The organism is Kitasatospora sp. NPDC101801, from assembly GCF_044766665.1.
Classification (GTDB): domain Bacteria; phylum Actinomycetota; class Actinomycetes; order Streptomycetales; family Streptomycetaceae; genus Kitasatospora.
This window is the reverse complement of sequence record NZ_JBIWML010000018.1, coordinates 1-25,019: the sequence shown is the minus strand read 5'-3', so window position 1 is coordinate 25,019 and position 25,019 is coordinate 1. Positions and strand designations below refer to the sequence as shown.

26 protein-coding genes and 1 pseudogene are annotated in these 25,019 nt (G+C 69.9%); 19 read left to right on the top strand and 8 right to left on the bottom strand.

Annotation, left to right across the window (positions count from 1 at the left end; genetic code table 11):
* Nucleotides 1–232 precede the first annotated feature (232 nt).
* Nucleotides 233–1,345 carry a hypothetical protein gene (locus ACIRPK_RS20530; RefSeq protein WP_403040683.1) on the top strand — a complete coding sequence of 371 codons (1,113 nt, stop codon included), beginning with the start codon at nucleotides 233–235 and terminating at the stop codon, nucleotides 1,343–1,345.
* Nucleotides 1,346–1,351: 6 nt separating this feature from the next.
* Here the strand turns inward: ACIRPK_RS20530 and ACIRPK_RS20525 are convergent, their stop codons facing one another.
* The gene (locus ACIRPK_RS20525; protein ID WP_403040682.1) at nucleotides 1,352–1,531 is read right to left on the bottom strand and encodes a hypothetical protein; all 180 of its coding nucleotides are present in this window, start codon (nucleotides 1,529–1,531) and stop codon (nucleotides 1,352–1,354) included.
* 180 nt (nucleotides 1,532–1,711) lie between these two features.
* Between ACIRPK_RS20525 and ACIRPK_RS20520 the strand changes: the two genes are divergently transcribed.
* Complete coding sequence (locus tag ACIRPK_RS20520; protein WP_403040681.1) at nucleotides 1,712–2,110, top strand: winged helix-turn-helix domain-containing protein; 399 nt, start codon at nucleotides 1,712–1,714, stop codon at nucleotides 2,108–2,110.
* Here the strand turns inward: ACIRPK_RS20520 and ACIRPK_RS20515 are convergent.
* Nucleotides 2,066–2,623, bottom strand: coding sequence for a S1 RNA-binding domain-containing protein (locus ACIRPK_RS20515; protein WP_403040680.1), 558 nt, complete (start codon nucleotides 2,621–2,623; stop codon nucleotides 2,066–2,068). The genes ACIRPK_RS20520 and ACIRPK_RS20515 overlap by 45 nt on opposite strands.
* 329 nt (nucleotides 2,624–2,952) lie before the next feature.
* Between ACIRPK_RS20515 and ACIRPK_RS20510 the strand changes: the two genes are divergently transcribed.
* The 5 genes from ACIRPK_RS20510 (at nucleotide 2,953) to ACIRPK_RS20490 (ending at nucleotide 9,438) form a co-directional block, all read left to right on the top strand.
* On the top strand, nucleotides 2,953–4,683 hold the full coding sequence (locus ACIRPK_RS20510; RefSeq protein WP_403040679.1) for a hypothetical protein: 1,731 nt from the start codon (nucleotides 2,953–2,955) through the stop codon (nucleotides 4,681–4,683).
* A gap of 319 nt (nucleotides 4,684–5,002) precedes the next feature.
* Complete coding sequence (locus ACIRPK_RS20505; RefSeq protein WP_403040678.1) at nucleotides 5,003–6,400, top strand: hypothetical protein; 1,398 nt, start codon at nucleotides 5,003–5,005, stop codon at nucleotides 6,398–6,400.
* 211 nt (nucleotides 6,401–6,611) lie between these two features.
* Complete coding sequence (locus tag ACIRPK_RS20500) at nucleotides 6,612–7,316, top strand: HNH endonuclease family protein (protein WP_403040677.1); 705 nt, start codon at nucleotides 6,612–6,614, stop codon at nucleotides 7,314–7,316.
* A 356-nt stretch (nucleotides 7,317–7,672) separates the two neighbouring features.
* A complete protein-coding gene (locus ACIRPK_RS20495; RefSeq protein ID WP_403040676.1) occupies nucleotides 7,673–8,161 on the top strand; it encodes a nucleotidyltransferase domain-containing protein in 489 nt (162 codons plus the stop codon).
* A gap of 66 nt (nucleotides 8,162–8,227) precedes the next feature.
* A protein-coding gene (locus tag ACIRPK_RS20490) for an IS3 family transposase (protein ID WP_403040675.1) occupies nucleotides 8,228–9,438 on the top strand; the annotation gives its coding sequence in 2 pieces (ribosomal slippage) (nucleotides 8,228–8,474 and nucleotides 8,474–9,438; 1,212 coding nt in all).
* 969 nt (nucleotides 9,439–10,407) lie between these two features.
* Here ACIRPK_RS20490 and ACIRPK_RS20485 read toward each other — a convergent pair.
* Both ACIRPK_RS20485 and ACIRPK_RS20480 read right to left on the bottom strand, forming a co-directional pair.
* Nucleotides 10,408–10,575 (bottom strand): hypothetical protein, encoded by a 168-nt coding sequence (locus tag ACIRPK_RS20485; RefSeq protein WP_403040674.1) that lies wholly within the window; start codon nucleotides 10,573–10,575, stop codon nucleotides 10,408–10,410.
* Nucleotides 10,576–10,614: 39 nt separating this feature from the next.
* Nucleotides 10,615–11,016: a hypothetical protein gene (locus ACIRPK_RS20480; protein ID WP_403040673.1), complete on the bottom strand. Its 402-nt coding sequence runs from the start codon at nucleotides 11,014–11,016 to the stop codon at nucleotides 10,615–10,617.
* Between the two features lie 123 nt (nucleotides 11,017–11,139).
* On the opposite strand from ACIRPK_RS20480, the gene ACIRPK_RS20475 reads away from it, so the two are divergent.
* Nucleotides 11,140–11,358 (top strand): hypothetical protein, encoded by a 219-nt coding sequence (locus tag ACIRPK_RS20475; RefSeq protein WP_403040672.1) that lies wholly within the window; start codon nucleotides 11,140–11,142, stop codon nucleotides 11,356–11,358.
* Nucleotides 11,359–11,421: 63 nt separating this feature from the next.
* Here the strand turns inward: ACIRPK_RS20475 and ACIRPK_RS20470 are convergent, their stop codons facing one another.
* On the bottom strand, nucleotides 11,422–12,987 hold the full coding sequence (locus tag ACIRPK_RS20470) for a zinc-ribbon domain-containing protein (protein WP_403040671.1): 1,566 nt from the start codon (nucleotides 12,985–12,987) through the stop codon (nucleotides 11,422–11,424).
* 284 nt (nucleotides 12,988–13,271) lie between these two features.
* Here ACIRPK_RS20470 and ligA point away from each other — a divergent pair, with 284 nt between their 5' ends.
* From ligA to ACIRPK_RS20450, 4 genes are all read left to right on the top strand, one after another.
* On the top strand, nucleotides 13,272–15,305 hold the full coding sequence (gene ligA, locus ACIRPK_RS20465) for an NAD-dependent DNA ligase LigA (RefSeq protein ID WP_403040670.1): 2,034 nt from the start codon (nucleotides 13,272–13,274) through the stop codon (nucleotides 15,303–15,305).
* Nucleotides 15,306–15,560: 255 nt separating this feature from the next.
* Nucleotides 15,561–15,842 carry a hypothetical protein gene (locus ACIRPK_RS20460; RefSeq protein ID WP_403040669.1) on the top strand — a complete coding sequence of 94 codons (282 nt, stop codon included), beginning with the start codon at nucleotides 15,561–15,563 and terminating at the stop codon, nucleotides 15,840–15,842.
* Nucleotides 15,839–16,165 (top strand): hypothetical protein, encoded by a 327-nt coding sequence (locus tag ACIRPK_RS20455; protein ID WP_403040668.1) that lies wholly within the window; start codon nucleotides 15,839–15,841, stop codon nucleotides 16,163–16,165. Before ACIRPK_RS20460 ends, ACIRPK_RS20455 begins: the two co-directional genes overlap by 4 nt.
* A 140-nt stretch (nucleotides 16,166–16,305) precedes the next feature.
* Nucleotides 16,306–16,746: a hypothetical protein gene (locus ACIRPK_RS20450; protein ID WP_403040667.1), complete on the top strand. Its 441-nt coding sequence runs from the start codon at nucleotides 16,306–16,308 to the stop codon at nucleotides 16,744–16,746.
* 17 nt (nucleotides 16,747–16,763) lie between these two features.
* On the opposite strand, the gene ACIRPK_RS20445 is transcribed toward ACIRPK_RS20450, so the two are convergent.
* Nucleotides 16,764–18,263 (bottom strand): hypothetical protein, encoded by a 1,500-nt coding sequence (locus tag ACIRPK_RS20445; RefSeq protein ID WP_403040666.1) that lies wholly within the window; start codon nucleotides 18,261–18,263, stop codon nucleotides 16,764–16,766.
* A gap of 555 nt (nucleotides 18,264–18,818) precedes the next feature.
* Between ACIRPK_RS20445 and ACIRPK_RS20440 the strand changes: the two genes are divergently transcribed.
* Together ACIRPK_RS20440 and ACIRPK_RS20435 are read left to right on the top strand one after the other, a co-directional pair.
* The gene (locus ACIRPK_RS20440; RefSeq protein WP_403040665.1) at nucleotides 18,819–20,360 is read left to right on the top strand and encodes an SMI1/KNR4 family protein; all 1,542 of its coding nucleotides are present in this window, start codon (nucleotides 18,819–18,821) and stop codon (nucleotides 20,358–20,360) included.
* Nucleotides 20,361–20,460: 100 nt separating this feature from the next.
* Nucleotides 20,461–21,087, top strand: coding sequence for a hypothetical protein (locus ACIRPK_RS20435; RefSeq protein ID WP_403040664.1), 627 nt, complete (start codon nucleotides 20,461–20,463; stop codon nucleotides 21,085–21,087).
* Between the two features lie 7 nt (nucleotides 21,088–21,094).
* Here ACIRPK_RS20435 and ACIRPK_RS20430 read toward each other — a convergent pair whose 3' ends face one another.
* Entirely contained in the window at nucleotides 21,095–21,769 is a 675-nt protein-coding gene (locus ACIRPK_RS20430; RefSeq protein ID WP_403040663.1) for a CPCC family cysteine-rich protein, read from the bottom strand.
* A gap of 363 nt (nucleotides 21,770–22,132) precedes the next feature.
* Between ACIRPK_RS20430 and ACIRPK_RS20425 the strand changes: the two genes are divergently transcribed.
* The 5 genes and pseudogenes from ACIRPK_RS20425 (at nucleotide 22,133) to ACIRPK_RS20405 (ending at nucleotide 23,811) form a co-directional block, all read left to right on the top strand.
* Complete coding sequence (locus ACIRPK_RS20425) at nucleotides 22,133–22,471, top strand: hypothetical protein (RefSeq protein ID WP_403040662.1); 339 nt, start codon at nucleotides 22,133–22,135, stop codon at nucleotides 22,469–22,471.
* Nucleotides 22,472–22,530: 59 nt separating this feature from the next.
* Complete coding sequence (locus tag ACIRPK_RS20420; RefSeq protein WP_403040661.1) at nucleotides 22,531–22,710, top strand: hypothetical protein; 180 nt, start codon at nucleotides 22,531–22,533, stop codon at nucleotides 22,708–22,710.
* A pseudogene (locus ACIRPK_RS20415) lies at nucleotides 22,707–22,823 on the top strand (hypothetical protein); the annotation flags it as partial. The gene ACIRPK_RS20420 and the pseudogene ACIRPK_RS20415, both read left to right, overlap by 4 nt.
* A 97-nt stretch (nucleotides 22,824–22,920) precedes the next feature.
* Nucleotides 22,921–23,148: a hypothetical protein gene (locus ACIRPK_RS20410; protein WP_403040781.1), complete on the top strand. Its 228-nt coding sequence runs from the start codon at nucleotides 22,921–22,923 to the stop codon at nucleotides 23,146–23,148.
* Between the two features lie 123 nt (nucleotides 23,149–23,271).
* Nucleotides 23,272–23,811 carry a hypothetical protein gene (locus ACIRPK_RS20405; protein WP_403040780.1) on the top strand — a complete coding sequence of 180 codons (540 nt, stop codon included), beginning with the start codon at nucleotides 23,272–23,274 and terminating at the stop codon, nucleotides 23,809–23,811.
* 374 nt (nucleotides 23,812–24,185) lie between these two features.
* On the opposite strand, the gene ACIRPK_RS20400 is transcribed toward ACIRPK_RS20405, so the two are convergent.
* On the bottom strand, nucleotides 24,186–24,845 hold the full coding sequence (locus ACIRPK_RS20400; protein WP_403040660.1) for a transposase: 660 nt from the start codon (nucleotides 24,843–24,845) through the stop codon (nucleotides 24,186–24,188).
* Nucleotides 24,846–25,019 lie beyond the last annotated feature (174 nt).

Genomic DNA, 25,019 nt, shown 5'->3' with positions numbered 1-25,019 from the left:
AGCAGCCGTGCCACGCCCCCGGCACGGCCGGCCTCCCACCGGCCGGGCCCCGCCGAGCGTCCCCCGTCGCTCCCGGGCCCGGCCGCTGCCGCCGACGGCCCGGTGAACCGGGGCGCCCCGGATCCGGCGTCAGGTCCCACTGCTCAAGGATGAGCAGATCAGGCAGACGTGACGAAAGCGGTCGGATCGCGTTGAGAGGGAGGAATCGGTACAAACGCGGGACGGGGTTGGTATGGGTAAGAGCGCGCAACGGAAGCGGTTGGGCAAGATCAAGGGGTGGAAGCAGCAGCAGGGGTCGGCGCGGCCGGCCGCACCCGCCGTCGGTGCCGTGGTGGCGCAGGTGAGGATGGCCACCGCGGCCATGGACTTCGGGCCGATGGACACCCCCTGGGACGCCTTCACCGGTACGTACCCCACGGTGGCGGACGCGATCGCCGCCGCGGAGGACACCGGCGCCCTGACGTGCTTCGCCTTCGACGAATGGGGTGAGTACGAGCGGGGCGTCCGCAGGGGCCCGAACGGCTGGTTCTACGAGGTGACGTTGTACCCGCGGATGATGCTGCGGCAGTTGGTGAAGGCGTGCTGGCTCAACGCGGTGGACCGGGACCAAGCGGTGGAGCAGCTGCGGCGGGCGTTGGCGGAGTACGTGCCCGAGGCACTGCGCCGTCCGGAGATCGAGGTGGTGCACCGGCCGTCGACCACGACGGTGCCACGAATCGGCTGGACGCAGTGCCTGTCCGCAGCCGGGCTGGAGACCTGGGAGGACGTGCACCTGGTGGAGAAGGAACTCCCCCTGCACGACCTCGCGACGGTTGCCGAGGGCCAGCCTGACGGCCAGCGGTACGCCTCGACCGTGTCGGAGCAGACCTTCGCGCTGTTCCGCTCGCACGGCCTGGCGGCGCAGGCCTGCGCCGGATGTGGCATGGCGGTAACCGACCGCCACCCGCACTGGCCGGGCGTCTGGGCGGCCGTGGAGCACGAGTTCGGTCCGACCTGCGACCGGTCACTGCTCGGACGCACCGAGTCAGCGCAGCGGGTCGGGCACGTGGTCGAGGAGGCCGACGCCCGGCCCGCCCAAGCGCTGACGGGTCAGGAGCCGACGGTCGTCTGCCAGAACTGCGGGGTGCGGGTGAGCGATCAGCACCCCGACTGGCCGGGCACTTGGGCCGAGGCTGGCAGGCACAGCGATCCGGTCTGCGCCGTGATGGGCTCGATGGGCGCTGACGACGCCGGCGAGTACGACCTGCTCGACTGCGTCTACCCGCACGTCCCCGACGGCGCGGACAGTCCAGCCGCTGCCGCGATCGCCGCCGCGAAGAAGGCACGCTACTTCCTGCAGCACTGACCAAGCCTACTCAGCGGGGTTCTCGCCGCGCAGGTACTGCCGGGCCGAGAAGCCGATGGCGCCGAGGAGACCCAAGCCACCTGCGGCGAACGTCACCAGTGGACTGAGGTTCAGGGCCTTGCCGGCTGCAATCAGCGCGGTTGCCAGCAAGAAGGCCATGATCAAGCGGTAGAACACCTGCGGCATTTCTTCCTCTTCCTGAGTTCGATGCGCTCATGATGCGAGGGCCGGATAAGCAACCGCTAAATGATCAGCTACGGAGCAGATGCCCTTCAGCCCGGCGGCCTCCGGGTGGTCGCGTTCCCGCCCGGACGCGCCCCGGTGGAGGGGCTACGGTGATCTCGACACCGGCGACCAAGAGGTCCGATGACCCGGGGCAGGCAACCCGCCCACACCGTCGTCACGGAGGCCCTGCGGACCCGGATCGCCGCCGGCGAGTGGCCACCAGGTGAGCGCCTGCCATCACGGGCCGCCTTGGCAGCCGAATACGGCGTCGGCGACGCGGTCGTCCAGCGCGCCCAGGAGGCTCTGATCCGCGAATGCCTTCTCGACGGCCGGGCCGGCTCCGGCACCTACCTCTCCCAGGACCGCCCCCGGCACCAACTGCGCCTGGACGCGGACGCCAAGTTCGGAGTCCGCCCCGGACCAGCCGGACACTGGGCGCTGCTGTGTCGCCGAGAGGGCCCGGTGACCCTCGCGTACTTCGTCCAGGACCGCCCGCTACCCCTCGGCACCTGCCTTGCATCGCAGCTGGTCGGGGAATGAGAGGCGGATACGACGTCGAACCGCATCCACTTCGGATATCTGCACTGTCATCTCGTCGCCTACCTGGATGGCGCTCTCGCCAGCCCATTGCGACAGCTCAGGGCCGTGGATCAGGCCGTCCATGCCCTCGTCGACGCCCACGAAGACGCCGAACGAGAGCACCCGTGTCACACGCCCGGTGAAAACAGAGCCCACCCGGTCGATCCATGCCAGCCAGGGATTCGGCTGCAGGGCGATCAGGGACAGGGTGGCCTGCCCGCGCACCTCGGCGTCGATGCCGAGGACCTCGCCAGTCACCCGTTGTCCAACCGTCAGTGCCTCACCGCAGGAGGACAGCCACTTCCACGACACCTCCGGCGGCGGAATATGGCCCACGGACGACTCGGGCGCTCCGTCGAGATCGACCAGCACACCGAACTGATGGATCGAGGCAACCACTCCCGAGCACACCTCGCCACGACGGAGGGTCGCCAGAAAGTCCTTGACAGTCGAGGAAGGAAGCGGATCCGTCACGACCCAGACCCTACGCCGCCCGCACTCCCACGAACACACACGCGATCAACCAGGCCCCGGCCCGCGCACCGGGCGTGGGGGTGCGCTGAACCTTCCCGCTGGCCCTCCAGCGAGGCCTCCACGAAGGTGTCTACCCGCGGTCGCGGTGAAAGCATGGATACTTCGCGGGGTTCTGACCGCCGGACACACCGGCCGCTGCCCAACTAGGGCCGCCTGATTTGGCGTCAAGTCGCCCGCGGCGTACGACTGTCCGCCCCAGCCGATACGCTCGCGAACCGGCCCGATCCAATTTGCCCGGCCGTACCGCCGACAGCCTGCCGGAGTTCCCCGTGTTCCGAAGTACCATGCTGTACCGCACCGCGCTGACCATCGACTGTGCCCACAGCGAGCAGCCGCCCGACATCTTCAAGACCGTCCGCCGTGGCGCTGCCTCCTGGCTGGACAGCAAGAACTACAGTGCGACGGCCCTCGGCTCCTCCGGGCTCCACCAGCTTGATGCCAGTACCACGCTCGACGTTGTCGGGTCCTACGGCCCCGATGGTGACGAGGTCGGCCTGCGCCTGCAGTTCGTCGAACAGCGAGCCCAGCGGTGGACCACCACCGTCACCGCTGTGGGGCCGGACGCCGATCTCACCGGCCTGGTGGCGATCGACCTGGAGTGCCACGGCACCGGACCCGCTCCCGCGAGCGGGCCGCCCCGCATCATCCGGGAGCTCGTTGCGGCACTGCCGGTCATCGACGGCCTCACCACCGACGTCGACGGGGTCTGGGCGCCCGTCACCCGCCTGACCGACTCGCCGCAGAAGATCGGTGCTGACGACGTCGAGCAGCTCCTGGCCGTCCTCACCCACCAAGACCGCCGTCGGCCCGTCATCGTCGCAGCCCGACCCCACCTGGAGTCAGCCGACTGGACGTGGCGGACCGGCAAGATATGGGAAGGCGCCGCTGGGTTCGCCTCGCTCTACCTGCTCACCGACGCGGCCGCCATCACCGCGTTCCGACGCGAGATCGGGCCGGACCACTGGGTGGCTCCCGGCGCCGTGCGCACATATCTGCCCGGCGTCGACCCGGCGTGGGCCTCCGATGGCTACCGCCACCGCTACCTGTCCCATCAGCGTCTCAGTGACCGGCGGGACGGGGCCTGGCAGCACATCGCCGGTGGCGCCCAGGAGCACACCCTCGACTCGCCGGTCCCGGAGCGGCTCGCCCGCCTGGTCCTGCTGAACACCAGCCCCGTGCAGCTGCCCCACCAGCAACCGGCGTCCGGAGCGCAACAGCACGAGAGCGTCGCGGAGGACCAGCGGGAGGTCGGGCGGCTGACCGGGATGGTGTCCGCCCGGGATGAGGAGATCATCCGTCAGCAGCGCACGCAACTGAGCCTCCAGCAGCAGCTCAACGACGCCAACGCCAAACTGACCGTGTCCGAGGCCAACAACGACAGCGAGCTCGCCCAGCACCTCGACTCCCTCGACCTCCTGGACCGGGCAAACCGGGAGATAGGCCGGCTCCGCGTACTCCTCCTCGCCTCCGGTGCTGGCAGCGAGGCCTATGCCGAGCAAGACACCGAGGACGCTCCCCGTACCTTCGAGGATGTCCTGGAGCGGATCACCTCCCTGCCGGGAGTCCAGTTCACAGGCGACCGCTCCCGCACGCTGCTTCTCGACGACACCGATACCCGCAAGGTGCCGGGATGGGCCCGCAAGGCATGGCTGGCCCTGCAATCCCTGAGCAGCTACGCCGAGATCTCCACCGGCGAGGGCTTCAAGGGCAACTTCCGGGAGTTCTGCCTGCGCAGCCCGCGCGGAGCGGTCGTCATCTCGGGCAACACCATCGCGATGGTCGAGTCTGCGGAGACCCTTAACCAGTGGGCCGCAGAGCGTGTGCTGCCGGTACCGGTTCTCGTGCACCCGGACGGGAAGATCCTGATGGAAGCCCACATCAAGCTGGACGTTCGAGGGTCCATCTCCCCCAGGATCCACTTCTACGACGACACCGCCGGTCCGACCGGCAAGATCCTGGTCGGTCTGATCTCCCGTCACCTCACGAACACCCGGACCTGACTCGGCCGCACCGGGGGCAGTCGGGCCGAAGGGCGGCGAGGCCGTGGTGGCCACTGGCTGGATGGGCGGCGAGCTGGCCGCCGTCTCACGCAGTAGCCGTTCCGCCACCGGCCCGCCGGTCCTCGGCCAAGGGGAGCACTGACCCTTGCGGACACCACCGACCTCGTCGTCAGCATCCTGGCAAGGCGCCGCCGGAGCGGCTCGTCGAGCTGCCGACTGGCCCGTGTAGCGGTGACCGCGGGCTCGGAAACCGCCCGCGTCGTCCCGCGCTGCCGGAAACCGGGTGCCGGGCCGCGGGCGTGCCCTCTACGCTCCGGGGATGAGCAACGTGCTGATGCCGACCGGTACCTATGAGTGCTTCTGGTCCCTGGGCGACGAACCGTGCACCGGGCAAGTGGTGCTCGAACCGGGACAGGGTGCAACCGGCTTGGTGCGCAACGCTCCTGGGCTCTGGAGTGAGGACGACAGCTACCGCTGGTTCGACCAGCACACCACCGAGCACGCCCGGCTGGCCGGTGACCTGACGGTCGGTCAGAGGGTGCTGCTGATCGACGCCCTGATGGCCCACAACTCGCCCGAGGTGAGCGACGTCTTCGCCCGGCTCGCCCTGGTCGGCAGCTTCCCGGCGGGCGATGACCCGTTGTTCGACGCGGTCCGGTTCCAGGTCGGCGGGCTGAGCAGGCTGGCGGGTGTGCCGGCGCTGGACGGGGTCCGTTTCCCGCGCGAGCCGGAGCGGTCCTTCACCGCTACGGTGCACCCGAACGCGGCGCAGGTATGGAAGCGCCCGTCGGGTGACCGCATCAGCCTGGAGTTCGAGATCGCCTTCCAGACCGACATGCGGTTCAGGGCGGCAGTAACTTCCCAGCCGATCCTTGAAGTCACCGGGGCGCCGCGGACGGCGGAGCAGTGGGTCGACGACTACGTGCGCCCGATGGCCGAGCTGGCCGCGTTCGCCACCGGCCGGCGCCAGGACGTGGAGTGGGTGCTGCTGCGCCCGGAAATGGCGGGGCGGGCGTTCACCACACAGCTGTTCGCTTCGGGGATCAGCCAGGTGCCGTACCTGGCGGAAGCGCCCACGGACCCCCGCCAGCCTCTTCTGCTGCGGCTCGGCCCCGACGGTGCGGACCTGGGGGTGCTGCTGGAGCGCTGGCAGGGCCTGGCCGAGCAGCACCCGGTGCTGCACAACCACCTGGTCACCGTGGCGCGGCAGACACCGAGCCGCACCGCCCGCTTCATGGGCGTGGTGCCGGCGATCGAAGCGTTTCACGGCGAGAAGCACGTGAAGGTGCCCAAGGCCGTGTTCAAGCAGCGGCGCCGGGAGGTGCTGGAACGCCTCGTGGGCGCGGGCGCTGGGCAGGCGGATCTCGCGTGGCTCGACGACTGGCTGCCCGCGTACGGGGACCGCGCCCTGCACGAGCGCCTGCAGCAGCTTGCCGAGGGCCTCCCGGAGGGGGTGCGGACCCGGATCGAGGCGGTCACCGAGCCGTTGCCCGAGGCACTGAAGGGGGTCCAGGGCACGCCGTTGAGCGTCTGGCACGTGATGGCCAAGGTGCGGAACAACCTGGCGCACGGCGGCGAGCATCCCCGCACCGATCAGCTGGAGCTGCTGTGCCACCTGGCCGACACGGTGGCCGCCGCCTTGGTCCTTCAGGAGATCGGGGCGTCGGAGGACCTGCTGGTGCGGGCGATCGACGACCACAGTTGGGATGTGGTCTGAGCCGGCAGGCGCCGCCTTCGAGTAGCGCGACCCGGCTCTCGAAGCCCAGCCAAGCGAGTACGCGACCAGCGCGCTGCGAAGCTGGCTGCCGCCATGAGCGCGGTCCGGTACGACTTCTCCCTCTTGGGGGTGGCCCGCCGGCTGACGGGTACTCAAGATCCCGCCAGAGCGGTAGGAAGGTCCACGACAAGTCGTCGACGAAGGAGTCACCTTGCGGATCCCTGCCCTGACCAGGACAGCACTCACCCTCACCGCAACAGCAATCCTGCTCGCCACCCTTGTTGCTACGCCCGCCCAGGCCGGCGGCGGACCGCCGCTGAGCGAGCGGCGGGAAGCCGGCCAGACCGTCACCGTGCCGCTGTACGAGGCGATCGAGCAGCTCACCGAAGGCGACGAGGACCGCACGGGCTACGTCCGCACCGCATTCCGGCACTGGGTCGACGCCGACCGCGACGGATGCGACGCCCGCAAGGAAGTCATCCTCGCCGAAGCCCTCGTAGCGCCGACCGTCGGGCCCAAGTGCGCACTCACCGGCGGGCAGTGGCTGTCCCTCTACGACAACATCACCATCACCGACGCGTCCAAGATCGACGTCGACCACATGGTCCCCCTCGCCGAAGCCTGGGACTCCGGCGCCTCCGCCTGGACCCCGGCCGAACGCCAGACCTACGCCAACGACCTCGACGAGCCCCGCGCGCTGATCGGCGTCAGCTTCCAGTCCAACCGGTCCAAGGCAGACAAGGACCCCGCCCAGTGGCTGCCCACCGCCACCGACTACCGCTGCACCTACCTACAGGACTGGACCGCCATCAAAACCCGCTGGAACCTGACCGTCGACCCCGCCGAACACAATGCCCTACGCAACCTCGCGGCTGACTGCGACAACACCGAACTCACCGTCACCCTCGCCCGCTGAACCGACTCCGCCGTGCGCAGCATCCGCTCCCGACCGAGCAGCAAAACCTGGTCGACTGGGCGGTGGGGGCACGGATGCGCGGTGCTCGCACCCGGCAGGAGAGGACAACCGGTGGCCCCGCCCACCACGGCTGGCCAGGCCGAGCATCACTTCTATCGGATCGTCGCCAAGCGCCCGGACGACAACCACCCCGGCGACCAGGAGGGGCTCTTCCCACGGGCCATGGGCATGTTGCCCAGCCAAGGGAAGGCCCCCGGCCAGGACCGAGGCCACGTCGGCGCGGACCCCTACGCTGTCAGAACGCGAAAGAGGAGGCTGACGTGAAGCGGGCGCGAGCCGTCGAACTGGTCGAACAAATGCTCCACCGGCTCGACGGCGACGGCAGCTGGCCACTGAGCCTGGTACGGCAGGTCTGGCTGTTCGGCAGCTTCACCCGAGGCGCGACCGAGCCCCACGATGTCGACGTGGCCGTTCGCTTCGACCGCGACGAGCAGATGATCGCGGCCGTGGTCCAGGTCCTGATGTCCGGACGGGGCAACCCCTTCGCACCGCTGCGCCGTGCTCTTGCCGGGACGTCGCGAGGGCTCGAATTCCAGTTTGAGGACCAGGCCCGGGAGCAGCTCCAGGCGGAGGGCGTGGTGATGCTTCCACTGTGGCAGCGCGGGAACACGCTCTCGCAGGCGCTCACGGTGCTGCACGGCATTGACGAGGACCCGGGCGCTGGCCGCGCCGAGCGTGACGACATGATCGACGCCTTCACCGGCCTCGACCGGTACATCTCCCGCCCCGTGCGCGCCGAACTGATCGGCTGGCAGCAGCAGGACCTCATCACCGTCTCCCAGTGAGGAGACCCCTTGAGTGTGGACACACCTGACAATGGATCTTGAAGGTCCAGGAAGGTGTAGATCTATATGGCAAGGCCCTCGAAGTACAACGCGGAGTTCCGGTCCGACGCGGTGGCGTTGTGGCGGGCTTCGGCTGGCCGACGGACGTTCAAGTCCGTCGCCGGCGGTCTCAACATCAACCACGAGACCCTGCGCACCTGGGTGCGTACCGCCGAGGCCGATGCGGGGCCCAGCCGTGACGCAGAGCCGGAGGGTGTCCAGGCGGAGCTGGTCCGCCTGCGGACGGAGACCGCCAGGCTGCTGAAGGCCGAGAAGGAATGGCAGCTGGAGCGGGAGATCCTGCGTCGGGCGGCCGCCTATTTCGCCTCGGAGATGAAGTGAAGACCCGCCGCTGGGGCTTCGTCTCCGCCCACGCCGAGACCTTCGGCGTCCAGCGGATATGCCGGGTCCTTGCAGTCTCCCGGTCCGGCTACTACCGGTGGATCGCCGGCGCGAAGGCCCGTGCCAGGCGACAGGCCGACGATGACGCCCTGGTCGCGGAGATCCGCGAGATCCACACCGAGCACCAAGAGGCGTACGGAGTGCGGCGCGTCCACGCCGAACTGCGCGGCTTCGGACACGCCGTCAACCGCAAGCGCGTCGAACGCCTGATGCGGATCAACGGGATCGAGGGTCGCCATCTGCGGCGGCGCAAGCGCACCACGCTCCCCGACCGGCTCGCACCGCCCGCCCCGGACCTCGTCCACCGCGTCTTCTCCGCCGAGCGGCTGGACGAGAAGTGGTGCGGCGACATCACCTACGTGCAGGTCGGCGGCACGTGGCTCTACCTCGCCTGCGTCCTGGACATCTGCTCGCGCCGCGTGATCGGCTGGTCGATGGCCTCCCATATGCGCGCCGAACTCGTCATCGACGCCCTGAAGATGGCCGTGGCAACCCGCGGCGGAACCGTGGACGGGGTGATCTTCCACGCGGACAGGGGCTCGCAGTACACCTCCGCCGCATTCGCCGGGGTCTGCGACAGCTTCAAGATCCGCAGGAGCATGGGCCGGGTCGGCTCGAGCTACGACAACGCCCTCGCCGAGAGCTTCTGGCAGGGACTCAAGAGAGAGACGATGCACCAGAGGCTGTTCTCGACGATGAGCCAGGCAAGGCTGGAGATCTTCCAGTGGCTGACGTACTACAACGCCCGCAGGCGCCACAGTGCCCTCAACTACCTCTCACCCGCCGAGTTCGAACAGCGGCATCAGAGAGAACGTAGAATCACACTCGCAGCATGAACCCCTGTGTCCGCACCCCGGGGGTCACCTCACCCAGCTCGTACTGCCCGATGCACCGGACACCGCAGACCTGTTGGCCGACCCGCACATGCAGTGGGCCTTCGGCCGCTGGAACGACGACAGCCCGCTGCGGCGTGCCGCGCTCGCGGGCCTGGCCTATCTGCGCAGCCAAGGCGCGGAGCTCGATGACATCGAACTGGCGGGTGAGCGACTGCCCACTGAGCGCCGGAGGGCAGGGCAGCGGTCCGAGGCCCGGTGGTGGGTCAACTGGAAGTGGCGCGGATATTCCGGGATTCCGTACTGCCTCAGGGAAGGGGACGCCTGGTTGGAGGTTGTCCAACCCACCCGTACGCGCCCGCTCACTGCTCTGATGATCCGCCCCGGGCCAAAGGCTGATAGTGCCTCTGCCCGATAGGTCAAACTGGCAACTGATCTGCTGGTGATCGGGAGTCAGGCCGTCACCCATGATCTGACCATGGAGGTGGTACTGCTTCCGTGGGAAGTCCGGCGGACCGTTGGCGGCGGCGCCGGGCATCCGCACTTCCAGCGCCGGTAAGTCCTTCGTCGCGATCCGCACCTGCTGCTGCGCTACACCACCCCCGAAGCCGAGGACGCCCCGCCGCTCGCCGACCACCCCTGGCTGGCGCAGCACGCCGACCAGCACCGCCAGGCCGGGGTGAACCTGGCCGGACCCGGAGAGAAACCTGGTGTTCCAGTTCCCGGGCGGTCCACTGCGGCTGGACGAGATTCCCCTACCGGCCGAGGCCCCAGTGGCCCTCGGGTAGGTCCGCCCCGCAACCCGCCCGGGTGTCGCAGCCGGCATGAGGAGCTCGGCTCCATATCGACGGCGTGCTTTGGTAGACCTGCTAGGACCGGGCCGCCGACGGACTCCGGCGTCGGTGGCGGGCGGACCAGACCTCCGGCAGGCAATGTCCCGCTCGGCCCGGCCGCCCGGTGCCCGGACGCTGCCTACCGGGCGGCCGGCCCGCAGATCACCAGCGCGGCCTGGGCGGTGTGCCGCTCCCACCAGTGTGCCCAGAGTGCCTGGGCCGCATCGAGCGGATCCTCACAGCCGCCGGTGAGCAGTTCCTGAGCCCGGCGGCTCACTTCGTCCGCAGGCAGATCGGTTCCGGTCATGCCGGGACAACGCGCAGCCGCCGGGGCGGGTCACCGTGTTCACCCGGTCGGGTCCGGCCCTTCGTCGACCCGGCCTGCCACCCGCGCGGCGGCCGGCGCCAACGCTTCGATCCGGAACCCGCGCGGAATGCGGTGCGGGCTTCCGGGGGACGGGAGCGGCAGATAGCCGAGCTGCATCGCGGCGCCGTCCATCGCATGGTTCCAGGTGAGGTCCGCGTGGGCGGCATAAAGGTCCTGGGCGCGCTGCATCAGCAGCGCCGGATGGTCACCCAGCAGCAGGTCCGCCGCCTCCATCGACTCGTCGCGGCTCATCTGCGGAGAGTCCTCGTAGAGGGCATCGGCCAGGATGATGAGAGCGTCCGAGAAGACGCGCTGGGTCATGGTCAGGTTTCGTGTGCCCCGGCGGTGCTGGGGCAGATCGGTGATCGCTTCGACAGTCACGGCGGACACGATCCCACCGCGAGGTCCAGCCGGGTGGATCGCGGGCGTCAAATTGAGCCATCCATCGGTGGTCGCAAAGCCGCTCCGACGCCGCGAGGCAGTGGACCTGCCAAACTGGCGGGCATGAGTTCCGACCGGCGCCCGCTGTGGCAGCCTTTCTCCGAGCCGGCCGCCGACACGGCCGTACCTCCGCCCAGCGGTGCCCGGCTCCTCGCGGTCGAACGGGCACCGTTCCTTGAGCCCATCGCCGACCCGGCCGAAGTACCCGAGGTGCCCACCTCCCGCCGCCCGCTGGGCCACGGCCCCCTGGTGGCCGCGATCGTGCCGGACGACCAGCACTGACCTCGCCAGGACCGGAGCGCAGCCGCACTTGAACTTGAATGGGTCCGCGGGCCTGCGGGCGGATCACCAGAGCGTGCCCTGGTGGACTTCGGCAGGCACCGCGAACTGGTGAGCTCGGGGTGCCTGAAGAACCGGCCTCGGCCCAGCCTGCTGTTCGGCCGTCAGCCGGTCGGCAAGACGCTGCCCGCGCCGACGCCCGCCCCTCGTGTAGGCCCTGGCGTGACTCCTGATCTCTTCTGGCCACGGCAGAAGCGCCATCAGGTGGTCCACGACCAGGCTCGCCGTGGTGAACGGATCGGCCAGCAGGGGCACGGCAACGTCGCTGCTGCGGGTGAGCTGCAGCGGATCCTCACGGACCCGCACCACCGTCCAGCCCGGTCGAAGCTGCTCGACATCCAGGGCCTTGCGCAGGTCCCGCTCGTGGGAGTTCCGGTGCCAGTAGGACCCGTCGAACTCGACGACCACCCTGCCGTCCGCCACGGTGGGGAACACCATGTCCAGCCGCCACACCCCCGTGGCCGCCCGTAGCCGGTGCTGCTGCACCCCGCCGCCCAGGACATGCTGAAGCTCGGCGAACAGGTCGGTCTCCTGCCGCGAGATGCCGCTGCGTCGGCATCCGGGGCAAGCCTGATGGGCAAGGAAGACCATGGCCACGATTGCCTGCCAGGGCTCGTGCCCGCGAGGGCATGTCCACCACACGTGCTGATTCGAACCGGCCGTCACATCCGCCGGGGTGAGCATGCCGTTCAGGGTCGGGTGCCAGTTGGCGGCGAGCTCCGGGTTCTCGGTGGCCAGGTCCCGGTAGCGAACCAGGCGAGAGCAGTGCGGGCACCGATTCGTGCCCCGCACCCGGTTGAACACCCGTGCGCGGAACTCTCCCTTGCAGTCGCCGCACTGCCACCAGACGACCCGGTGGGATCCGGAGGTGATCTTCGCCAGGGGCAAGCCGTCGTTGCGGGCGGGGTGCCACTCGGCGGCGAGCGCCGGGTGGGCCTCCTCCAACGGTGGTGACGGCGCCCGCCCTGCGCAGTGCGGGCAACCGGAGCCCGCGATGGCCCGGTCCCGGACCTTGGCTGACCACCGATGATCGCGAGCGCACTTCCAGGTGAGTCTCAGACTGGAGTTGGTGAAGATCTCCGTCAGGTCGACGCCGGGGTTGGCGGCCACGTCGACTTGCCCTGCCAGGTCGGCGAGTTCGCGTAGTGGCCGGGGCTCGGTGCCGTCCCGGCCGCACGCCGGACACCCGGTGCCCCGCCGGCGGCTCGATATTCGGGCCTCGAAGTCGTGGCCATGAGGGCAGAGCCACCACACCTTCCGGTGGGAGCCGGGGCCCACGCTGTCGGCGGCCAAGGTGTTGCGGGGGTGCCACTGCGCCGCCAGCTCGGGGAAGCTCTCGGCCAGGTTGGTGCTCCCCGGCGGAATGTACCCCGCGCACCGGGGGCAGCCTCCGCCCGCCACCCGGCCGTGGACAACGGCCTGCCAGACGTGCCCGGCCGGACACTGCCAGAACACCCGGCGGTGCGACCCCGGACCGATAGTTGCCCGGTCGAGGTCGCCGTTCAGCGTGGGGTGCCACTGCGCAGCGATGTCTGGGCGCTCGTTGACGAGGAAGCGCGTACGTCGGGTCATGATCACGAACCGTAGGCGGGCACACTGACACCCCCACTGGCCTCTGACCTGGACGAACGCCACGGGCGGACAGCGCAGAGCGGAAGGGCGCCCCATCACCCGGAACTCCAGCTGCAGTTGACTTGGGTTGCACTCGGGTGGCGAAAGGCAACTACAGCTGGAGTTCCGCTCCGGCCGCGCCACAGCCCGAACAGGCCGGCCCAGGCGTGCGGCCACCCGGCGCCCTGCCATGGACGCGGCCACGGCCCCTCTTAGATGTCAGTGCCAGCCGCGATGATGGACCTATGACAACCCGCGCTGACCTGGCCTCTTCCGCTGACTACGCCACCGCCGTGGCCACCGCCGTGAGCGCCGCAGGCGACTACTACCGCGACGGCTCCACGCCGCTCGGCGACGACGAGTACGACGCCCTGGTCCGCGCCATCGAAGCCTGGGAACAGCAGCACCCCGACGAGGTGCACCCCGACTCCCCCACCGGCAAGGTGGCCGGCGGCGCGGCCGTGGGCGACGTCCCCCACTCGGCGCCGATGCTCTCGCTCGACAACGTGTTCAACGACGAAGAACTGACCCACTTCGCGGCCGGACTGGAACGCCGCCTCGGCCGACAGGTCACCGCCTGGTGCGTGGAACCGAAGCTGGACGGCCTCGCGGTGGCCGCCCGCTACGAGGGCGGCCGCCTGGTGCAGATGCTCACCCGCGGCGACGGCCTGGCCGGTGAGGACATCACTCACGCCGCCGACGCCGTGCTCGGCCTCCCCGCCACACTGACCGAGCCGCTGGACATCGAACTGCGCGGCGAAGTCCTCCTCACCACGGCTCAGTTCGAAACCGCGAACGAGATCCGGATCGCCCACGGCGCCGCTCCGTTCGCGCACCCGCGCAGCGGCGCGGCCGGAACCCTGCGCGCCAAGGACCGCCCCTACCGCATCGAGCTGACCTTCTTCGCCTACAGCGCGATCGGCCTCGACGACCTCGGCCACAGCGCCCTCCTGGAGGCCCTGGCCGCGCTCGGCGCCAACACCGCCGCCAGCACCGCCGCCGCACCGCTGCGCTGCGAGACCCTGGAGCAGGTCCAGGAGCGGATCGCGGAGATCACCGCGCTGCGCAGCGCGCTGCCGTTCGGGATCGACGGCGTGGTCATCAAGGCCGACTCCGCCGAGGACCAGGCGCAGGCGGGCAACGGTTCCCGGGCGCCGCGTTGGGCGGTCGCGCGGAAGCTGGCCGCCGAGCACAAGGTCACGCGGCTACTGGAGGTGGAGTGGAACGTCGGCCGGACCGGCGTCATCGCCCCGCGGGCCGTTCTGGAGCCGGTCAACATCGAAGGCGTGATCGTTAGTTATGCCACGCTTCACAACCCGGGTGACATCGCCCGCCGCGACCTGATGCTCGGCGATCAGGTGTTCGTCTACCGCGCGGGGGACGTGATCCCCCGCGTGGAGGCACCGCTGGCGGACCAGCGCACCGGCGCCGAGAAGCCGATCGTCTTCCCCGAGGCGTGCCCGCGGTGCGGCGATGCGATCGACACGTCCGGGCAGCGCTGGCGGTGCGTACGGGGCCGTGGCTGCCAGGCGGTTGCGTCGGTGATCTACGCGGCCGGCCGCGACCAGCTCGACATCGAGGGCCTGGGCCGCACCCGGGCCGTCCAGCTCGTCGACAGCGGCCTCGTCTCCGACGTCGCGGACCTGTTCACCCTCAACAAGCAGCAGCTCCTGACCCTGGATCGGATGGGCGACACAAGCGCGGACAACCTGCTCGCGGCCATCGAGCAGGCCCGGGGCGCGGCACTGAACCGCGTGTTCTGCGCGCTCGGGGTGCGGGGCACGGGCCGGACGATGTCGCGGCGGATCGCCGCGCACTTTGGCAGCATGGCCGCCATCCGGGCCGCCGACGCGGACACCCTGGCAGCAGTTGACGGCATCGGACCGGAGCGGGCCCGCCTGGTCGTGGACGAGCTGGCCGAACTCGGCCCGGTCCTCGATAAGCTGATCGCCGCCCAGGTCGGTACCGCCGTCACCGAACCCGCCGCCCCCTCAGCAGTCGACGCCGGTGAGGATGCGGCCGCCGGGCCGCTCGCGGGACAGAGCGTGGTGGTCACAGGCTCGATGACCGGTGACCTGGCCTCACTGTCCAGGAACGAGATGAACGAGCTGATCGAGCGTGCCGGAGGCAAGGCCTCCAGCAGCGTCTCCAAGCGCACCGCCCTCCTCGTCGCCGGGGAGAAGGCCGGCTCGAAGCGCACCAAGGCCGAAGACCTCGGCATCCGGATCCTCGCGCCGGAGGAGTTCGCCGCCTTGATCACCGACTACCTGCACCGCTGACCGAGCAGGACGTCACCATCCTGGGTTCGCCCCGGCCTCCACCTGGAAGCCGGGGCGAACCCATCTCCGGCCCCAGCCTCGGGAAGGCGCCCGCGCCGGGCTGGTTACCGGGTAGAGCCCCGCGAACCCGCCGCGGACGGCTACCGTCGTCTGCACAGGGACCGGCCACCGGCCGGGCCGAGCCGACAGGAGAGGGGGGTGGGGATGAGCGCCCAGCCCACCGAACACGGTGGAGGCCGCTTCGGGCTACCGCCAATGGACACCGTGCAGGAACTCCGGGCCGCCCTGCAGGCCGGCCACGGCTTCGCCGGCGACGCCGAACACCTGGACAGCGAGCTCGCCGCCCAGCTGCTGCGCCGGGTCCCGGTCGACCAGGTCGCCGACGTCGCGGAGGTCGGCACGGTGATCGACCTTGCCGCCGTCGCCGAGATCTTCGCCGCCTACCGGGGCCGGGTACTGCTGGCCGCCGACCGGGACACCGCAGATGCGGTCGACGAGACCGTCTACGACCTGCTGGCCCGGCAGGGCGCCGAGTGAGCGATCCGGACCAGCAGGAGGGAGCGGTGGTCGCCGTCGTGACCGAGCGAGCCGCCCAGCGCGCCAAGGAGCTCGGCGCCGAAGAAGTCCTGGAGGACCTGCGCCGCGAACTGGAGCACCAACCCCGTCTCGGTCGGCTGATCCGCACCGTCGCCGAAGGCACCCAGCGGGTGGAGCTGTACTCCACCCGGATCGAGGGAGACGTGGCGGCCGGCCGTCCGGCCGTCAACACGGTGCACGCCTACGCCCCCGCTCCGCCGTGGCCGCCGACCGTACGCATCGCCGCCATCGTCCCCGAAGACCCGCCCCGGCCCCAGCTGTAACCGGGCCGGGCCCAGGTGAGACACCCCGGTCCCCAGCCTGCTCTTCCACCGGCGCAGCCCGGTGCCGGGCAGCAACGGCCCTGGCCTCGCGCAACCGCGAGCGCGATGATGGGAGACGGGGAAGGAAGAAGGTGGCCGCCATGAAGACGGCCGACGTGCACGTCGGCGAGAGCTACCTGGTGCGCGTGCCCCAGCGGCTGCCGTACGACCGCTACCCGCCGGGCGACACCGAGCGCAGCGTCCGGATGCACTGGCTCAGGTTCATCAGCTCCGGCGAGGAGTTCGAGCTGACCGTCACCGAACCGCCGCAGGCGGACGGCGAGCACTTGGTGGCCGGGCTGATCGTGAAGCCGCACTCCGGAGTGCGGGTGCAGCTCACGGACGACCAGGCCGAAGGCCTCAGTCTGCCGCCCGGGGTCGGGTACGTGGTGAGGGGTAGCCTGGAGGACCTTGCCGGCACCCGGGTCGAGCTGATGAGCGCCACCCCGATGACCGTCCCGGTCCGGTGGCTCCGCCCGGTCGACGCAGCTCGAAGCGGTGGCGAACCGGAGACTGCCGACCAGCGTCCGACGGTCGCCTGACCCGGGTCTGGCGGGACTCACCAGGGACGGGGGCTCCGCTGCCGAGGGCCCGCTGATCCGTGTTGGTACTCGGCCACGGCCGACAAGAGCTGGTACCGCGCCCACGCCCACCGCTCGTCGAAACCTTGGCCGGCCGCCACGGCGTCCGGGTGGAACCCGACCAAGCCGGCTTCGTCGCTCAGGTTCCGCAGCGCGGACGCCAGCTCCGACAGGGCGGCCTCCCACGACACCAGGCCGCCCAGGGCGGCGCGCACTACGGTGTCGATCACACTCACCGGATTCAGGCCCGCCGAGCGGGCCTGCCCAGCATGCTCGTGGAGCTCGTCAGCGTCGGTGGACAGCACGTCGTCCTCCCAACCGGCGACCTGTTCCTCGCAGGCTTCGACCAGGGCCCGGGACTGCTCGACCAACTGCTCCAAGGCCGCAGTGGGCAGCCACCGCGGCCGTCGGGCGGCGGGGACGGCGGGGACGGTGGGGGTGGCGGAGATCAGATCCAGGGCGGCCCGCCCCAGATCGAGGGAACGTCGGTTGGCCATGCCTTTCCAACGAGCCCGCCGGACGCGGCGATGCGCCAGCGAGAACGGATAGTCCCGTGCTCGCGGCCGCATCTGGTCCGGGACAAGGTCATTGGCCCAGGACGGCTGCCGCGAGGAACGCCCGGTACTGGCCACCCGGCTGAAGGCGGATGCCGTGGCACTGCAGGTACGCCGAGCTGTGCCAGCCGGTACCAGCTGCTCCCCGAGGGTCATGGTCCCGCCCAGGCTGGCGGCGCCGATCCCGGGGACCGCCCCCGGTCCGGTGACGGCGCTCGCGAGCTTCGCGTCACTGGTGGAGCACTCCACGGCTGGCCCGTCCACGATCACCGACGCGGCGGCCTTCTCGGCCGACTCGGCGCGCACGGCGGTCGCACTGCTGGTCCCGGCCGGGCGGCCGTGACCCTTGACGCCGTGCGCGGGACGGCGCTCCAGGCTGTTCCAGCGCTCAATGGTGGCCCTGGTCCAGAAGGCGACGCCGTAGAAGACGGCGTCCGGCTCGGGGAGCCGGGTCGCCTTGCTCCCGCGGTAGTACGACTCCATCGTGGACTTCGTCGGCCGGCGCTCCTGGGGGACCGCCATCCGGGCCTCCTCCAGGGTGAGGAGATCACGGCCGCGGACCCACGCCCGCAGGTCCTCCACGCCGAGTGCGTCGGCCTGGACGATCGTCAGGTCCCCCACGACGCCTTCCCGCTCCTCCTCCAGGAGGACACGGCAGACCTCGGCGCGCAGCTGCTCCTCGCTGAGGGCGCAGGCGTCCGTCGCCGCCGGGACCTGCGGCAGGTCGTCGGTCCTGGTGCGCGGCAGGTGGCTGGCCAGGAAGCGGGCCTGCTCCAGGTCGTAGAGCTCCTTGGTGCCGCGGCCGCCGCCGGCGACCGGGGTGAGGGCCTTGAAGGCGCCGAGGTTGCGGAGTGTCCCTGCGGCCTTGCCTGCCAGTGTGGCCACGTCGTCGCGGTCGATGACACTGTTCCCGAGGCTGATCATGTTGCCCTCTCTCAGAATCCGGCGGCCACCCGTGGTGACTGAATAATATTTACCATGGATTCCTAATCATGTCCATCTCGGGCCGCTCCTCCGCCGGGCCAAGGCGCCTTCCGGTGCCACAGTGGCCCCTTGTGGGGCCTATCGGGTTGGCGTTGTCGGTGCTGCGCGGTGCATCTTGCGGGGGGTGAGTGAATCGTTGCGCGGGGTGGTCCGGACGCGGTGGGCACACCGGGGCCACCGTCGGGCTGCAGGCCAACCGTGGCTGAGGATCGGGTTCTTCGGGGCGTGGGCGGACTGGTCGTCAGCCGGGCGGCGGGGAAGGCCCGTTGATGGTGAGCGGAATCGGAGCGAGGCCGTCGTGGGTCTGACCGCTTCCAGGTTCGGCCTGCGCGGAGCGCCGCGTCCTGGCGACCTTACGACCGGAGCCCGTTTTTTAGGTGGTTCGTCGGCCCGGCCCGGCAGCGGCATCGCCAGCACTCTGCATGGGCCGGTGCCTGCCGTGCTGTCGCAGCCTGATGACATGATCCTCCAGACTGTGCGGACGAAGGGGCGGGTATGGACCTGACGGTGGAGCAGGCAGCGCGGCAGATGACGGCGGATGTCGTCGCGAAGGCGCCGGAAGGCTGGGCGGAGTGCGTGCTGCGGGGCCACGCGAGCGGGTCCGGCTTTGGCTTGCGTGGCGGCGGGTACGTGGTGCCGAGCCGCCCGAACAGCTTCTTCCACGTGCCGTTCCCGCACCAGGGCCTCGCATCGCTGGCGTCCCGGTTCCGGGAGAGTCACGGTTGGGAGTCCATCGTCCTTGAGCTGACCTGTCGCCCCTCGGGTGCATTCGAACTGGTGGTGTTCCGGGACACGCTGCAGCCCGGCTCCTCCCCCGGAGAGGGCTGGACGCTGACCCTCAACCCCGGCTTCCAGCCGCCGGAACCGGGCGCGGTAGACGGCGCGCAATCACCCGGGCTCCACCCGACCGGGGACCCGGTCGAGGCGGTCGAGCTGCTGCAAGCCCTGCTCCGCCGGCACGCCGAAAGCGAAGGCGAGGAACCGAAGACGCCGGCGCCCGTCACCGAGGCGCAGCTCGCCGCCGCCGAGCGCCACCTCGGTCGAGCGCTGCCCGTAGACCTGCGGGCGCTCTACCTGGAGGCCGACGGGGACGGCGGCAGCGAGGCGCTGGACAGGTACAGCTGGCTGTCGCTCGATGCGGCCCTGGCCGAGCGCGACGACTACATCGGCGTCCCGACCTGGTTCGGTTGGCAGCTCGGCTGGCACCACGTGGTCTTCGACGCAGACCCGGCGAACACGGTGCGCCGTTGCTCAGGGCATCCGGGCTGGCTTCCCTTCGCCACCGGCTTCGACGGCAACTTCCTCGCCGTGGACCTCGCGCCGGCCGCGGACGGCCGCCCCGGCCAGGTGATCGAGGTCGGCCGGGACTTCGACGACGGCCCACGCCACGTCGCCTCCTCTGTCACCGCTTGGCTCGGCCTGACCCTGGGCCGGCCAGATCCGGACGCCCCGCAGCAGTCCGACGACTCGTACCAGTTGGTGGTCTCCACCCTGGACGAGCGACTCGCCCCGCGCGTCCAAGCAATACACCTCAACGATGCCCCCTCCCCCGTCGACCTCGCCCCGCTGTCCGCCACCCCGCACCTGCGCCGCCTGCACCTCAACCGCTGCGCCACCACGGACCTCTCCCCGGTGGCCGCCCTCCCCGTCGAGGATCTGGCCGTCGACCTCGCCCCCGGGGCAGACCTCGGCCCGCTCACCGACCATCCACACGTCACCTCACTCGCCGTCGGCTCCGAGGCCCCGGTGGACCTTGCCCCGCTGCGCACCCTGCCCGCGCTGCGCTCCCTCGACCTGTCCCGTTGCCCCACCCCGGACTTGGCGCTGCTGACCGACCTCCCCCGCCTGCACTACCTCGCCCTCTCTCCCGCCCAGTGGGTCGACCTGATCAACGCAGACCGCCTCCCCGCCCACCTCGCCGCAGCCCGCCTGGCCGGCAACCCACCGCTCACCGCTGCCCTCGACCTGCTCACCGCCCTCGGCATCGACACCTCCGCCGCCTACCGCTTCTCCGGCACAACCGAGGACAACGGCTAACGCCCCGAGCCGAGATTCGGCATAACCCCTGGATGGCGCCGGTGAGTCGGGAACCGTACTCACCGGTCTGGCCGTCAGGGGGCCGGGCTACGGTACTGCCGTGTCGAACTCCTACACCACCTTGTGGACCAACAACCTGTGCCGGAACCTGGAGCGATCCGGCCATGCTGGGCGGCGGCTGACGATGATGTTCGGTGGTCCGCACAAGTCACTGCCGAGCTTCGAACGAGCGGGTGTACGCCCCGGCGACCGGATCTTCCCTATCCGAGTCCTCCGTACCCGTCTGTACGTCCTGGGCGTGATGGAGGTCTCCCGGGTCATCCCGTACGAGGATGCCGGTTCGGAACTCCACGACGACGACTACACCAAGCTCCTCGACTGGCGTCCTCTGAAGGCAGGTTGCGTCACCGAGGTCCTGCTCGGCCCTCCGGGTTCCCCCCTCGCCTTCGACCAGGTCGTCCCGGCCGACCTCCTGGAACGGCTGACCTTCACCTCCGCCCGCCGGGGCGACCGCACACTCAAGTACGTCGAGGACGGAATACTCACCCGCAGCACCAGCCTCCACGGCATCTACCGTCTCGCAGCCCACTCGGCAGCGGAACTCAGCCAACTCGTCATGATGGGCGGCCCCTCGGCCGGTCGTCCCGCGCCGAGCTTCCGGCCGCTGGAGAGCGACGGAAAGCCCTCAGGCATGAGCGCGATCAAGCCAGAGGCGGCCCGCAGCTGACGACCTGTCATCCGTAGTGGACAGCGAAATCCGGAGTGGTAGAGCGGTACCGGGCCAGCTGGCGGCGCAGCGCGGCTGCAGCCTCTGGCGCTCGAAGCTCCAGCTCGGCCCAGTGGACGAAGCACAGCTCGCCGGGCATCTCGACCAGGCCGGTGATCGCGTCCCAGAAGGCATCCCAGTTCATGCCGTAGAAGGAGGGAAAGCGCAGGTCCTGCTTCAGGAGGCGGTGGAGATCGCGCTCGTTGCTGACTGCGCTGACGTCGATCGTCACTTGTTGATCCACTTCTGGATCCGGATCCTCCGGGTGTCCCCAGAAGGACGGGAGCCACCAGCACAGGACCGACCTGTCGGTGGGCCAGGGGCGAGGCGCGTCGCTCGTCGAGCGCTCGAAGGAGTCCGTGGTCGGGTCGATCGGGCGCCAGGCGGGGTCGAGCGGTTCATCGTCCGCCGGCGGTCGGACGAACCGCCTGCCGCGCTGATCGCACGCGCCGTAAGCCTGGAAGTTCTGCTGAGCCTCGACAAGCGAGAGCTGGTTGGCACCACCCGGCACGAACGGCCAGCGGAACTGCACCAAGTCGTCTTCCCAGAAGCAGACCGGGCAGATGCCGTACGAACCTGGCCACCCATCCTCAACATTGAAGACGAGATGACCACAACAAGGACAGGGGCGACGGGTATCCACCGGATCAGCCTGATCTGGTTCCCCGACCTGCGGCAACTCAGTTTCGGGAAACGATCACTCGTCGCCCGGGAAGCGATCTTCAACCGCTGTCCCCAGGCCCTGATCAGCCCCACTCGTGAACAGCCCCCCGAAGCCACTCACAGACTTCGACTCGAAGCGCGCCGGTGACCAGCGGCTTCGCGGTGGCGACTCGCAATCTGTCGGCCCCAGTCGCAGCTGGATGTGAGGGTGTGGAGGCCCGCCCGTCCCGCACCGTCCGGCGGTGGATCCGAGGGGTGGCGTGACTTTGTAACTTGTTGCGAAGTTAGGGCCTGCTGCGGTAACTTCGAAACAAGTTACAAAGTTCACTTGCTTGGAGGGCTCATGCTTCAGATCCAGATCGGGCCCGAGCGCCTGGCCCGCTCCGACGACCTGCTCGGCCGCACGACCATCGGCTGGCGAGAGGGGATGAACGAGGACGAGGCGTGGCAGGCCGGCCGGGGCATCTGGAAGTTCAACGCCGATCGCGCCCTCGCCCAGCACGAAGTGCAGATCGTCAACACCGCCGGCACCGTCCTGGCCGTCGCCACCATCACCGGCGTCACCAAGAAGGAGGACCGGTACGCCCTCGAAGGTGACCTCCTGCGCGGCGACCCCAGGGTCGGCCGCCCCACCGCGCACCCACACCGCTCCCGCAACTCCGTCGGCTACTTCGACGAGTGACGGCCACCCGCACCGCAACTGCCTCCGCACGGCCCTCACTCCCACCTGGAAAGGTCACCATGACCACCCGCCAGACCGCCGCACCGCTCGCCACGACCAGCCTCGTGGCCACGGCTCGCCGGGCCCACGAACTCTCCCGGTCCTTCCGTGAGGACTTCGGGATCCTCCTTGACGCGCCGTACCAGCGCGGCACCGTCTGGAAGCCGATCAAGAAATCGCCCTCATCCGCTCCCTCATGACGGGCATCCCGACCGGCACCCTGATCCTCGCCAACCGGGACAACGCCGCCTGGATCGCCACCTACGGCACCCGCCCACACAGCGAGGGCGAGCCGATCTACGCCGTCATCGACGGCAAGCAGCGCCTGACCACCGTCTTCCGCTGGTACGACAACGAGCTCGCAGTCCCGGCCTCCTGGTTTCCCGACAACGAGGTGGAGAAGACCACTATTGGAGTCCGACGACGGGCCCTACGTCACCTTCGAGCAGCTGACCAAGCTGGGCCAGCGCCACTTCATCGACCGCGCCTCACTGCAGGTCGCCGAGGCGAAGCCCGCCACGCTGGAGGAAGAAGCCGCGATCTACCTGCTCGTGAACGGCGGCGGCACCCCTCACACCGACGCCGACCTGGACAAGGGCAGCCGCGTCGCCCACCAGGGCAGCCCGCCCTCGCCCTGACCGCCGCTCCGAGAACCGCCCGCCAAGGCCCACAGCTCCGCTGCCAGGCCAGCCGATCGACGGATGAAACCGCGTGCACCGTGACCCGGCATCCGGACAACAACGATGAGGAGAAGCAGCGAGATGACCGACGACCCGCAGCGAAGCGACCAGGACGGGATGCAGATCCACTTTGCGATCGCGTCACTCAGCTGGAAGGAGACACAACCGGGACCCCGCGGCCTCTACGGGACGCCGTACGTGCAGTACCTGGTCCAGTGGTCGTCCCTGGTCAACGTGGATCCAGTCAACGGCCGCAAGCAACTCCACCGGGACGTCTTCGGCTGGGCACGGCAGCACTACGGCGCCCCCGACACGGCCGCTGTGGAGCTCATCTCCGTCGAGCCAGACGCACTGCCGCAGATGATTGGCGCTGACGGGCTTCCCGTCAGCCAGGACTTCTACTGCGCGGTGACGGTCAAGTGGGTCGACAACCACGTGTCCTACACGAGGACGTGGGACGACGTCGTGCCGGTGGAACCGGGAACCAGCCGGGAGGAACTCGTGACGCGCCTGGCAGAGCGAGCCCGCACGGCCTGCTGGGCCCCGGCGGATGCCGTCGTCGTGGCCCTGACCGTGCTGCCCAACGCCCTGCCAGTCGAGCGCGAGTCTCTGCCCGCCTGACACCCGCCCAGACCGGAAGCCCACGCCCACCAGCCGACCCACCCTCAGACCCTCACCGATGAGGAGCACCTCGTGCCCACCCTGACGCTCCCCGCCGCCGCCGTTGTCTCGGCGCCCACCGTGGGCTCCACGCCCGTGGAGAAGGCGGTAGTCGACGGCATCGTCGGCGATCATGACCCCGAGACGTTCCTGTGGATCGTCTTCCACCCCGCCAGCGGCGGCGCCCGCGTACGCCTGGACCGGCGGCGGCCACCCCGTCGGCGACCGGATCGACCAAGCCGCGCTCGCCGCCGGGTACGACTGCTCCGACTGGTTCCACATCGGCAGCCGCCACCTGACTAAGTGGTCGAGTTCGGAAGTCCTTCGGGGGTTGATCACGTGGCGAGGCGGAAGGAGGATTCCTCTGGGTGATCGGCGGCGCGCCGGTCGAGCCTGGCCAGCAGATCGTCCAGGTCGGAGGTGGTGAACCTCCACTGGAACGGCTGTGCCGCGGCGTTGTAGCGGTCTTCGAAGGCTCGGAGCCGATCCCCGACCTGGGCAAGGTCGGTGAAGTCGTTGGGCGAGACGACCTTGCGCTGAACGACGGAGAAGTAGATCTCCACCTGGTTCAACCAGGAGGCGTGCACGGGGGTGTGCACCAGTACGGCGTTGGGGAACGCAGCGGTCAGCCGGTCTGCCGCGGCCTTGCCGCGGTGCGAGGAACCGTTGTCGACGACCCAGAACACCCGCTTCGCGCTGGCGTAGGGCTCCTGGCTCATGACCTGGGTGACCAGGTTCATGAACGGGTCGATACCGGTGGTTTTCTCGCAGCGGTCGAAGACCGTCGCGCGGTGGACGTCGTAGGCGGCCAGGTAGGCCAGTGCACCGCCGCGGCCGTAGGTGTGGTTTATCCGCATCGCCCTGGCCTGCCCCGGTGCGAGAGTGGGGTGGCAGCGGCAGCGGGCCTGGATGGAGGTCTTCTCGTCCGCGCTGATCACGTACTCGTCCGCGCCGAGCGGTGTGCCTTCCCAGACACGGGCGTACAGGTCCAGCACGCGCCCGGCCTTCGGGCGGAAGGCGGGATCGGTGATGAAGATCCAGGACTGGTGCTGCCAGGGCTTGATCGCGTCCTTCTGTGAGCGGACACCTGTAAATCCTGTTGAGCGGACGGTTCAGGTCCTCGTCTGCGGACAGCTCAGCTCCCTGTCCGAAGGGCCGTTCGTGTCGAT

Excerpts from the sequence above, each read along its gene's own strand:
- ACIRPK_RS20450 (WP_403040667.1), top strand. The coding sequence starts at position 16,306 with ATGAAGACGGCCGACGTGCACGTCGGCGAGAGCTACCTGGTGCGCGTG.
- ACIRPK_RS20420 (WP_403040661.1), top strand. The coding sequence starts at position 22,531 with ATGACCACCCGCCAGACCGCCGCACCGCTCGCCACGACCAGCCTCGTG.
- ACIRPK_RS20520 (WP_403040681.1), top strand. The coding sequence starts at position 1,712 with ATGACCCGGGGCAGGCAACCCGCCCACACCGTCGTCACGGAGGCCCTG.
- ACIRPK_RS20425 (WP_403040662.1), top strand. The coding sequence starts at position 22,133 with ATGCTTCAGATCCAGATCGGGCCCGAGCGCCTGGCCCGCTCCGACGAC.
- ACIRPK_RS20445 (WP_403040666.1), bottom strand. The coding sequence starts at position 18,263 with ATGATCAGCCTCGGGAACAGTGTCATCGACCGCGACGACGTGGCCACA.
- ligA (WP_403040670.1), top strand. The coding sequence starts at position 13,272 with ATGACAACCCGCGCTGACCTGGCCTCTTCCGCTGACTACGCCACCGCC.
- ACIRPK_RS20475 (WP_403040672.1), top strand. The coding sequence starts at position 11,140 with ATGAGTTCCGACCGGCGCCCGCTGTGGCAGCCTTTCTCCGAGCCGGCC.
- ACIRPK_RS20440 (WP_403040665.1), top strand. The coding sequence starts at position 18,819 with ATGGACCTGACGGTGGAGCAGGCAGCGCGGCAGATGACGGCGGATGTC.
- ACIRPK_RS20495 (WP_403040676.1), top strand. The coding sequence starts at position 7,673 with ATGCTCCACCGGCTCGACGGCGACGGCAGCTGGCCACTGAGCCTGGTA.
- ACIRPK_RS20530 (WP_403040683.1), top strand. The coding sequence starts at position 233 with ATGGGTAAGAGCGCGCAACGGAAGCGGTTGGGCAAGATCAAGGGGTGG.
- ACIRPK_RS20405 (WP_403040780.1), top strand. The coding sequence starts at position 23,272 with ATGACCGACGACCCGCAGCGAAGCGACCAGGACGGGATGCAGATCCAC.
- ACIRPK_RS20525 (WP_403040682.1), bottom strand. The coding sequence starts at position 1,531 with ATGCCGCAGGTGTTCTACCGCTTGATCATGGCCTTCTTGCTGGCAACC.
- ACIRPK_RS20470 (WP_403040671.1), bottom strand. The coding sequence starts at position 12,987 with ATGACCCGACGTACGCGCTTCCTCGTCAACGAGCGCCCAGACATCGCT.
- ACIRPK_RS20485 (WP_403040674.1), bottom strand. The coding sequence starts at position 10,575 with ATGACCGGAACCGATCTGCCTGCGGACGAAGTGAGCCGCCGGGCTCAG.
- ACIRPK_RS20505 (WP_403040678.1), top strand. The coding sequence starts at position 5,003 with ATGAGCAACGTGCTGATGCCGACCGGTACCTATGAGTGCTTCTGGTCC.
- ACIRPK_RS20460 (WP_403040669.1), top strand. The coding sequence starts at position 15,561 with ATGGACACCGTGCAGGAACTCCGGGCCGCCCTGCAGGCCGGCCACGGC.